Raw genomic sequence first — 10,475 nt, forward strand, 5'->3', positions numbered from 1 at the left:
GTCAAATTTTGTAGATAAATATATAAGACGGTTTTTTAATAGCTCTAAATTAGACAGCTTTTTACCTCTATTGTTCATAGTCTCAAAGGCTACAAAAACATCTAAATCATCAGCAATTTCATATACGTTATATTTAAACTGTTTTGTTAATTTTCTAAAAACTAATTCAAGATTTTTTACATCAAGATTTTTCAACTTATTTTCAAAAAATTCTTTTGCATTTTCTAAATTTGCAGTATATAAAGTTTCTTTATCATCATTTGAGGATGACTTGTCTCCAAATATCTTAGTTTTTAAAAACTCATAACTAGGATTATCAGCTGTATACCCAAAAAAATATTGATGTATACTATTCATATTTTCTTCACTTATAAATTTTTCGTAAACCTTTTCTATTTTTTTATTGTCTATTCCTTGTACACTTAACTCTATAGCTTTGTCTAAAATGACTTTTAAAAAGATTATACTTGTTGTTATCCTTTGTTGCCCATCAACTATATAATAAACTTTATCAGATTCAAAAGCACCGGCATCTGTTTTCCAAAACTCAATTTTTTCATTTTTTTTATCTTTTGTAACTTTTTCTAAAGTCAAAACACCAGTATAATGAACATGATCCTCTTCTATATTTTCAAGATCTTCCCAAAAATCTTTTAGCTGATGTTCACCCCAGGCATAACCTCTTTGATAATCAGGTATTCGTAAAAATTTTCCATCAAAGATATCTTCCAAAGATTCTAATTGATTATTTGCCACAACTTACTCCTTCAATTTTTGTTTCTATCAAATTTATTCTATCTGATTGAGAGGACATTTTCTGTCTTATTAACTATTTTAAGCAGCATATCTTCCCGCACCCGCACTTATGGCGAATGAGGTTTGGATGGAAAATTTATTCATTATTTTGCTTTTTTATAAGGATTTTTAAATCAAGTGGCACGATTTTAATTTTTGAACTACAATGGTATTCAAAATATTTTTCACACGTCAAAAAATCTGTTTTTGGATAATAAATTCGTAAACAATCTGAAGTTAAATTCTTATCAAAAAATATATGCTTATAGGCAAAAAGCTGATAGAAATCACCTTGGCTAAAGTCCCCTTCTTTGTCAATTAATTTCCATTTTGCATCCGCTATACAGCAAATTTCACCAGCGTTTTTAATAACAAAATCAGGTCGAACAGTAAAGAGTTTTTTTACAAATTCAACGCCACCGTTTTGAGGTTCAATAGTCAAATGAGGATATTTCTTATTTAGCCACCACTCCACAAAACATTCAAACAGTTTTTCCATCGGGTAAAGGATAGCAAAAGAGATTGTTTCGCCACTAAATGAAGTAAATGATTTTTTCTTCAAAAAAACTTCTGACCATTTAAGCGCATTTTTATAGTGATCCATCCCGCGACCGACCTTCACACCTCTAAAATCGTTCTCCACATTCATAGATAAATCAACCCAATTCATATGTTCCATATACAGTCGTATTCGTCTAACATTATTTGCGTTTTTAGAAACTTTTGATAGAAAGTTGAGTGTCGATTTGATTAAACGATTTTCAGGACGGTTTTGATTGTAATCGTCATATTCGACATAAAAACGTTCTTTATGGACAATATTGCGTTTGAGATGCTCCCCGAAACGGAGTTTTCCTTTTAGAAAAAAAAGATTCTCTTCTTGTGTACTATAGTCTGACTTGATCCCTTTTTTGATAATCTGACCTACTTCTTCCAAGAACATGAGAATAAAAATCTCAAAAATATCGAGTTTTTGCACTTCAAATTTTGCAGTATCGATCTGTTTAAAATTTGGTAATTTATGGAGCAAATGGAGCAGGGTCATGAAAATTTGTTTTGAATTTTCAATTTCATTATCTGCTGCTTCACACTTATCACTTGATATTTTAGGCAAAATTTCCAGAGTAAATCCGCTTTTGGTTTGGATGGTTCCAACATAGCTTTTAGCTTGGAGATATTTACCATTACCACTAAAGCCGAGAACATCTTTACCGTTATCGGTTTTTGCAAATTCTTCCAGTTCTTTATACGCAGTTTCGCAAATATTCGCAGATAAAAATTTATTCGCTGTACAAACTGAATCATCTCTACCGATCAGACCGAATTCGCTAATAGTGGCTTTATTCTTGCATTGCATCATTAGTTTCGCTGATTGTCTGTAGTTGTGATTTATCTAAAGCCTTATCATCATAAATTTTTTTAAACATATCAGATCTCCAACTTTCAAATTTTTGAATCATATAAATTTTCTTGCCATTTATTTTTGAATCATTTTTAATTTTTGAGAGATATGTTGAACTTTCATTTGATTCAATAATAAAACCATTGTTATTTAGTACATGGTCAATATTTTCCCAATCCTCGTAAAAATACTCTGCTAAGAGTGGGATGATTTTGTTTTTAAATGCAAATTTCAAATCCTCTAAGGTTTTAACATCGATGAGATACGCATGACCGATTGTATGATCTCTATCATAGAGATATTTGATTCGGGCATTGATAGCCTCAAGTAATAATTTTAAGTCTACATCAGTATAAATACTAGGAGTTTTTTCTTTTGTTAATAATTCAGGTATTGGCGACATTTCTTCAAATACAAATCGTCGTCGCAATGCTGTATCGATAGGTGAGATACTTCTATCTGCTGTATTCATTGTTCCGATGATGTATAGATTTGACGGTACGCCAAATTTTATACCACTATATGGCAATGTTACTTCAAGAGCTTCATCCGCACCAATTCGCTTACTCTCTTCTATCAGCGTAATCAATTCTCCAAAAATTTTTGAAATATTTCCACGATTAATTTCGTCGATAATTAGAATGTAGTTTGTATCACTATTATCTTCTATGAATACTTCATTTATTTTTTCAAAAATATATTTTCCTATAACAGGTTGGTATGAATAATGCCCACGTGTATTTCCAAAATCTTGGTCATATAGATAATCAATGATTGATTTTCTTGACAATGGTACTTCAGAATTTTGTGAGTTTTTTATTCTAATTTGATCATCCACTGCAATAATTTCAAATTCAATGCCTGTCATTGTTTTGAATTTTTGATTTATCGCTAAATATTCATTAAAATTAATATCATCATAATTTAATTTATAAATTTTCTTACGTTTTGCATCTGTTGCAATATTCTTAAAAATGCCCGGTTGTACAGAATATTGAATTTGATTAGAATCACTATCACAAGATTCCAAGTCACAAGGTTTAATTCCTTCCACAAACTCCTCATAGCCATAGCTTTGATGGAATGTTGTAAAGACGATTTGTTTTGCGTTATCCTTGTAGTAATCAAAAGCTTTTTTTAGTTTCTTTCTTTCATCTTGCTCATTCTTTATTTCATCGGATAAGTTCCCGTCATTTGCAATTTTTACTTGAAGTTCTTCCGACATACACCCATAAATAATTTCCAACGCCTTATTAATCGTATTGAACGTTTTTCCTGTACCTGGGGGGCCATAGAGGATTTGATTTAATGGTGACTGTTTAATATTCATATCATGACCTTTTTTATTTTCATCAGGTGTAATTTGTATCTTTTCTAAAATCGTTTTTATTTGATCATCACTAAGAGGATCAACAGTAACTCCCCGTAAAGCTTCTTTTTTTCCTAAACTAATAGGCGGTATTATTTGAATCCAATCTACTTTAATATAATTGTAATGGTCTGTTTGTGGAATTAATAAGTTTTGTGTGTATAAAGAGTTCGATTGTACTATTCCATAACCAACAATCTGGCTTGTTCCATTCATTGCTATGAGCATATCATTTTGTGCAATACGATTAAATTTTGCAATTATGCTTGCAGAACCGTTTGAAGCAGAGTTTAAATTTGGATTTAGTAATAATAATTCCTTTTTATCTTTACCCGTATAGTCGATATTACCCCAACCTATCGATGCAAAACGCCCCTGAAGCATTTGCGTCCAATATTTCGCTCCCTCACCAGGCGAAAATTTCCAATATTTAGGCATTCTAAATCTCCTTTAGTTTTATCTACACATCACAGCGAAATCGCAATATTCACACTGCTTTTCATCGCTGTCATCGTAATGAAAATCCCCATCCGCCATAGACGCTTTGATCGCCATGATCCGTTGGATTAAACTCTGCTCAAATGCCTCATCATAATGGAGATATTCTCCCTCTTTCCCTACCTCATACGTTGCCGCCTTGGCAAATTCGGCGTGAATGTTGTCCGTCTTAAAAGTCTGAAGATAACTCTCAATCTTACTCTCCCCATGTATCCGCCTCGCATAGAGGATATAGAGTGCCAACTGCATATCTTTGAGCTCTTGCATTTGGGCGAGTTTGGTTTTATCGATTTTAGTGGTCACCTTTTTGGATTTATAATCGACAATCCGTATCTCATCACCCATTGTATCGAAACGGTCGATAAACCCTTTTATAAAATAGGGCTTCGTCTCGTCTACAGGATTAAAATCATGGTTCAGCCGAAACTCTTTTTCAAATTCGCTGTTTTTAAAATTGGCGATTGAGGCATGGTTCGACGTAATGGTTTTGAGAAAATTGATGAGAACTCCGCTTGCCTCACTCCCCTCTTCCAACCCTCGTGTGAGCTCTTGGAAATAGAGGCGATGGTTGATGTTCTCCTCCGTCCCTTTTTCTGCCAATACTTTTGCCATAAATTCATCGTAAGAAATTTTTGCAACCGCGTTCATGTGACCTTTGAGCGGTTGATCCAACTCACTACCGATAACAATGTTCCCATTTTTCGCATCCGTAGCGAACAGCTCGAAACATCGGTGCATGATTGTCCCTTTGTCGCTCGCTTCCAGCCCCTCTTCGGGTTTATTGGGTGCTTTGATCTTTAACACTCTATCGAAAAAATAACGGCGTGGACACATCGCGTACATTCCCAGTTGAGACGCGCTTAGGGTCTGGACGTCATACCCACCGGCATCATATCCATCATATGGGCTTTGCTCCATTTCTATCGCATCCAGATAACCATCGATAGAGCTATCGTCACTTCGTTTGCCATGACGAGGAAATTCAAAATCAGCTAATACAGAACGCACATCATAAGGCTGACACGACTCCGTGATGATATGCGAACGTGCGAGTTTGGTTTTGCCTTTATGGGTGGCAGTGACGATATAGATATTCTGCGCGATAGCTTTCATCTGCTCATAATGATTGAGGCTTGATGCATAGAGGCTATTAGCATGGAGCAGCGAGAGCGATTGCGCCGTCGTTTCCAAAAACCCCTCTTTGGTTTGCGGAGGGAAGTGCCCCATATCCGTCCCCATAAAAATCAGATGCCCTATCCTATCGAGAGAGATGAGTTGATTGGGCTCGGTGAGGAGTAATCCCGTTTTGGTGCGAAGTTTGATACGCGTTTGCGACAGCGCTTTTTCATAGGCTTTGTCACGATCATACTCTATCCCCATACTTGAGAATCTTTGAGCCATAGCATCGATCTGTGTTTTGATCTGGAGCTGTTTGTTTTTTGCTTGTATCAGGAGTTCATTACCCTCAACCGCATCGCTGTTTTTGAGCAGAGGGAGCAATTGCACCAACGGAGTCCCGATAGAGGTATATCCTTGTAATCCGTATGATTCCAAAAGTGACTCAAAAATCGGTGCGTATTCATCGATAGAGGGGGTGACAAGTAGTATCTCATCAGCATTGACGCCAATTTCGAGAAGCTTACGGGCAATTTTTAAAGCCGTTGCCACTTCGTCCATAATCCCAAACGGTGCCGGAATAGGCTCGTAAAAGTTCGGCACATTTTCATGCAGCTCATTTGATGGCATTGTGTTTGAAACGGTTCGGAGAAATTCGATGATTTTCGACTCTGTTTTAGAACTCTCGAAATGAACGCCCCGCTGTTCGAACGCATCGACGATAATCTCGCCAAAAACACTCAACGTCGATGGATCAGCCATGATCGATTCCAATACAAAACTGTCTCTATCGGCTCTGTCGAATAGATTATGTGTTTGCAACAGCTGATTGTAACACTCTAATAAAGTTTGGAGTTCAGCCTCTTTTGGCGAAACAAACCCGAACGATCCTAAAGAGACATTATTGCATTTTATCTTGATTAAAAACGATGCGATCTGCTCCATCGCATCCCCATCGGCAGTGACATAATCGAAATGGCTTCGCTCCATCGAGGCAAAAAGATGTGCCATGATTCCCTGCACCTCTTCGGCTTGGATTAGACGTTTTTTGCCGTAACGCTCATAATAACTCTGAATAAAATTTTCGAAGGTCAATGACCGTGCCAACGGATTACCGCTGAGCCGTTCGATCTGTTTGGCTCTATGAATAGAGGGTGCGATAATGGTTAGTATCATAATAGTCTTTTTTCTTGGGTTTGCTAATCATAGATTTTTGTGTATTAGCTCTATCAGAACAAACATGTTGTCTTTCATTGTGTTTTGATAAATATTATACAGTTTTTTCTCTCTGACTCAGGGCATTTTTAATCCATCGTCACCAATGCAATCCGCTTTAATTTACTTTCACCCTCTTCCATGCAATATCCGCTTCCACTTAGTGATCGAGTATCCAAATCCATGACGCAGGTCATTAGATGACCGGCACTGTTTTTAAGAACCCCTTGCGCGTTACCTGATATCGATTGGATCAACGGATTAAGTACGTATCGGCGCTCCGGCTCCATTGTAAGGACACCGTAATAGGCGTCGCCTCCGATTCGTAACGAGAGTTCCCCTTTTTTATTTTTGATTACATCAACCTCCGATTTTTGTCCGTCGTTGCCGAGTGTCGAATAGGTTGGATGGGATGTGCATCCGGACAATAACAATAAAGTGCCAATCGCGATGTAAAAGTTTGATTTCATGGGTTTCCTTTGATTTTTGTGTTTAATGTTTTAATGGCCTTTTCAAAGCCCTCAGTGATGATGTCCGATATCTGAACATGACGATTTGCATCGGAACCCGAATCCGGGATATAGAGGGTCTTTTCACCCCCTATCCCGTATTTGTCATAAATGTCTGAACCGTGAAACAGTTTCGCACCGACGATAAGATCGTATATTTCTTGCGTATATTTTGCATTATCATCGGTGCTTTTTAGCCGTAGCTTGGATACGGGCTGAACACAGTAGTTTGTTGTCGGTACTTGAACATCAGGAACCGACTCAAATTCGCTTTCGCTGAACTTTTCTTTGACAACATCCGCCAAACCATCCCCGTGATAAAAAGGAAAAGAGATTCGATTCGCTATCAGAAATTTTTGGCTTTCCTCAAACGGATCATGAAGGCTTGACGTATCGGACGAACACAGTGAAAACGAGAGTGTATTGGGCTTTTGCGCTTCAATCCCTTTATGTAAAACGATATCGCCTGGCTGAATATCCGGCGCATCGGCAAAAGTTTTTAGGACAACCTCCGCTATTGCGCTTTTATCGTCTTTATGAGTGATTTTAACCGTTGCGATAGGGATAGCGACAGCCCCTTTTTCTTCCAATTCACCGATAGTCTTGAAAACTTCAAGCGTCTCTCCCTCAAACAGCGTATTGGCGTTATCTTCCAATCGAATATCTTTTGTACTTGCTGAAAGAACCGTATACATAAAAGGGGTAAAAGATACGCTTGAAGAGAGTTTTTGCGCCAAAGTGACCGCTGCATTTTTTGCAGCTACATCAAACTGTGCGGGGATGTCATACCCTTCTCCAAAGGTTATGTTTTCATCAAATTCTTCTCTTTGGCACTCCGAAGCGATGACTCGCGCCGTCGCATCCACAATCTCACCGCATAGTCGGCTTTGGTAATGACGATTCAGCATATATTCTGCCGACGTGGGTAAATCGTAGTAATAAGGGCCATCGATCCACAAACGGATAAAATATTCCGGCGAAAGCCGTTTGGAAAATCGGTGTGGGATGTTTGCCGAACCTTGCAGTGAATTGAGCCCTTTCCAAAACGATTTATTGATCGATACTAATGAAAATGAGCCGCTTTGTGCAAAGGTATCGGCAAAAAACTGATAAAACATCTCATCACTCATCAGCAGTTTATTCGGGTCTTTACGGATATCGAGCAAGGCAATTTTGGGTCTATCCATCGTTGTGATCGATTGCAGATAGGTTTTATAAAACTCCTTGCCGTTCATTGTGTTGCCCAATACGCTTTTGGCAATGGAATACCCCTTAGCAGAGTATAGGATTTTAATAAAACTGCCGTTTTGCGATTCCAGACCGTCCCCTGTGAGGATTCCCGATTCCACCCCTTTATCCAGAATCTTTACTCCCCATTTCTCGCCGATAATTTTGGTGCTGATCTTTTGAGGTTTGAAGTTCTCCGATGCTTTTTGGGACAAATAATCACACAATGCTCTATAGGTATCCCTATAGGCATTGATCAGTTTTTCAGAACGGTTGGCATCTTCTTGGGTTGTCGTTTGCAAGTTACCGATATAAGTATAGGTTTGAGAATACAACTCCTCCGACGTTGACAGATTTACAAAATGAATCGTACCGGTGATCGGTAACGATACATGAAGTAACTTGGTCGTTGTAGAAGGTATTTCATAGTATGAAGCCCTCGCGATAGAGATATACACTGTGTAGGTTCCGCTAAGCGATTCAGGCTTGATGGTATCGATCGCATTGGGAAAATAACGTTTGAACGCATCATGAAATGAATTGCGCAAATCCGCAGACGAAACACCGATAGCATCGGCGAAATGGTGATTGGCGGCTGCCGTGTCATCAATGACAACGGTATCGGAAAGCCAAACATCATAATGATCGTCATTCGCATGGACAAACGTCAGCATGATCCAAAGCAGGAACATCCATCGCAACATAGTGTTACTTTACACGGTATAAGACGATAGTGTTTTGACCGGCAAGTTTAAAATCATACCCGTCAAACTGATCTTTGAGATCATCATCTTTTGAACTCTCAACGGCATCCAAAATCACATCACCGATATTTTTGGACCCTTCATACACGATATCATATTGGATCGAATCTTTTGATTGTGTAATCAGCTGATATGATTTGAACGTTTTTTTAGAACCGTCCAATATCGATTCGAGCGACTTACGACTTTTTCGATCAAACGATCCTTCTATCGTTACTTTAAAGTGAACGGGGCCTGAAATAAATGTCCGTTCCGCATCACGAATCGTTTTTTGTATCCCCAGTCCTATTGTGTGCCCAAGATTATCCGCCATATCGAACCTAGCGTTGGATTTGCACGCTTCAATGGAACGTTCGCTCAGCTGCACCGCTTCGAGTGATCCTGAATCGAGCAGTTTTGAATCTTTAAGAGAAAAGATGGAAACATTGCTCTGTGTTGTCGTGCAACCGAATTTTCCCGTCGTCTCATCCGGCTTCATCGAATAATTGATTTGCGAATAGGCAAGCGCCATAAATTCCGCACCGGTCGCTTTTTTGATAAACTCTTTAAACACACTGCTGTCTTCGCTCTCCAGCACGTCATTATAGGAGAGATAATGTTTCACATAGAGTTGATTGAATTCGGATAGCTTACCGCTGCCATCGATAAAATCGAGCCCGTATTGTTTGAGCGTTTTTTGTAATTGAGATTTGACATAGCCGGAATTGATCGTCATTTCATGCGCACCTGCATAATTTTTTGAGTAGGTGTATTCCTCTTGATCGATCAGATGATCTGAAATCCGATCTTTTGACGAGGAATTTTGAACATGATTATCTTGCTGGGTATTGGAAGACGATGCATTCATATCGGTATTGGATACACCCGATTGCAATGCGTTACGGGTATGATCGGACGTATTGGTGTGACGTTCATCGTAAAGATGGGATTTATCTTTTGAATAATGCAAATATTCATTGAACATCTCGGATGGCTGATCATAAGGTTTTTCACTCTCATCGAACAACAATACGATACTTCCGGCTTCACGAACCTTTTGCGTCAAACCGATCCCTTCATCTTTCATCAATGCGCGCAACGCTTTTTCATCAATCGATACATTCAAAGCGATAATAAACGTTGCACCGTCTCGTGATGGGGTTTTGGAAAGGATTTTGGCATAAGTGTCAAATTGACTGACCATTGCGCCGATGTGAGCAGATAACGCTTCATCTGAAGCAGTAACGTTGTATCCCAGCAAACGAGACAGTGCCGATAAAACAACATTCTTCTTCGCATCCTCGAATGCAACATTTTGAGTGGTTTCAACATCGGCTTCGATGATGGCTGATCCTTGCGCGGCAATTTTTTGGTCAAATTGGGCAGAAAATAACGGTTGCATAAGGCTCATCGCACACAATACACTTAACACGATCTTTTTTAGCATGATTTATCCTTGTTTGCGGCAAAGCCGCAATATTGATTGAATTAGTCGAGAGGTATTTCTTGGAGAGGTTTATCAGTCGATGTTTGTGTATCAACTGTAATACCGGCATTATTTGCCAACGTTGTAAGACCGCTTGTGAGGCTTGAGAGTGTAC

Annotated in this window: 7 protein-coding genes; all 7 read right to left on the bottom strand. The window is 38.5% G+C overall.

Annotated elements, in window-relative coordinates; translation table 11 throughout:
* Positions 1-756, bottom strand: a 756-nt coding sequence (locus WA010_RS01750; RefSeq protein WP_422555457.1) for a DUF262 domain-containing protein, incomplete at its 3' end; no start/stop codon positions are given.
* 136 nt (positions 757-892) lie between these two features.
* Positions 893-2,155: an McrC family protein gene (locus WA010_RS01755; RefSeq protein ID WP_422555458.1), complete on the bottom strand. Its 1,263-nt coding sequence runs from the start codon at positions 2,153-2,155 to the stop codon at positions 893-895.
* Complete coding sequence (locus WA010_RS01760) at positions 2,136-4,004, bottom strand: AAA family ATPase (protein ID WP_422555459.1); 1,869 nt, start codon at positions 4,002-4,004, stop codon at positions 2,136-2,138. Before WA010_RS01760 ends, WA010_RS01755 begins: the two co-directional genes overlap by 20 nt.
* An 18-nt stretch (positions 4,005-4,022) precedes the next feature.
* Positions 4,023-6,356, bottom strand: coding sequence for a PD-(D/E)XK nuclease family protein (locus WA010_RS01765; protein WP_422555460.1), 2,334 nt, complete (start codon positions 6,354-6,356; stop codon positions 4,023-4,025).
* 128 nt (positions 6,357-6,484) lie between these two features.
* Positions 6,485-6,865 carry a hypothetical protein gene (locus WA010_RS01770; protein ID WP_422555461.1) on the bottom strand — a complete coding sequence of 127 codons (381 nt, stop codon included), beginning with the start codon at positions 6,863-6,865 and terminating at the stop codon, positions 6,485-6,487.
* Positions 6,862-8,835, bottom strand: coding sequence for a hypothetical protein (locus WA010_RS01775; RefSeq protein ID WP_422555462.1), 1,974 nt, complete (start codon positions 8,833-8,835; stop codon positions 6,862-6,864). The genes WA010_RS01770 and WA010_RS01775 overlap by 4 nt, the downstream gene beginning before the upstream one ends.
* A gap of 4 nt (positions 8,836-8,839) precedes the next feature.
* Positions 8,840-10,321: a hypothetical protein gene (locus WA010_RS01780; RefSeq protein WP_422555463.1), complete on the bottom strand. Its 1,482-nt coding sequence runs from the start codon at positions 10,319-10,321 to the stop codon at positions 8,840-8,842.
* Positions 10,322-10,475: the final 154 nt, after the last annotated feature.

It is taken from the genome of Sulfuricurvum sp., assembly GCF_049305995.1.
Taxonomy (GTDB): domain Bacteria; phylum Campylobacterota; class Campylobacteria; order Campylobacterales; family Sulfurimonadaceae; genus Sulfuricurvum.

Excerpts from the sequence above, each read along its gene's own strand:
- WA010_RS01755 (WP_422555458.1), bottom strand. The coding sequence starts at position 2,155 with ATGATGCAATGCAAGAATAAAGCCACTATTAGCGAATTCGGTCTGATC.
- WA010_RS01760 (WP_422555459.1), bottom strand. The coding sequence starts at position 4,004 with ATGCCTAAATATTGGAAATTTTCGCCTGGTGAGGGAGCGAAATATTGG.
- WA010_RS01765 (WP_422555460.1), bottom strand. The coding sequence starts at position 6,356 with ATGATACTAACCATTATCGCACCCTCTATTCATAGAGCCAAACAGATC.
- WA010_RS01770 (WP_422555461.1), bottom strand. The coding sequence starts at position 6,865 with ATGAAATCAAACTTTTACATCGCGATTGGCACTTTATTGTTATTGTCC.
- WA010_RS01775 (WP_422555462.1), bottom strand. The coding sequence starts at position 8,835 with ATGTTGCGATGGATGTTCCTGCTTTGGATCATGCTGACGTTTGTCCAT.
- WA010_RS01780 (WP_422555463.1), bottom strand. The coding sequence starts at position 10,321 with ATGCTAAAAAAGATCGTGTTAAGTGTATTGTGTGCGATGAGCCTTATG.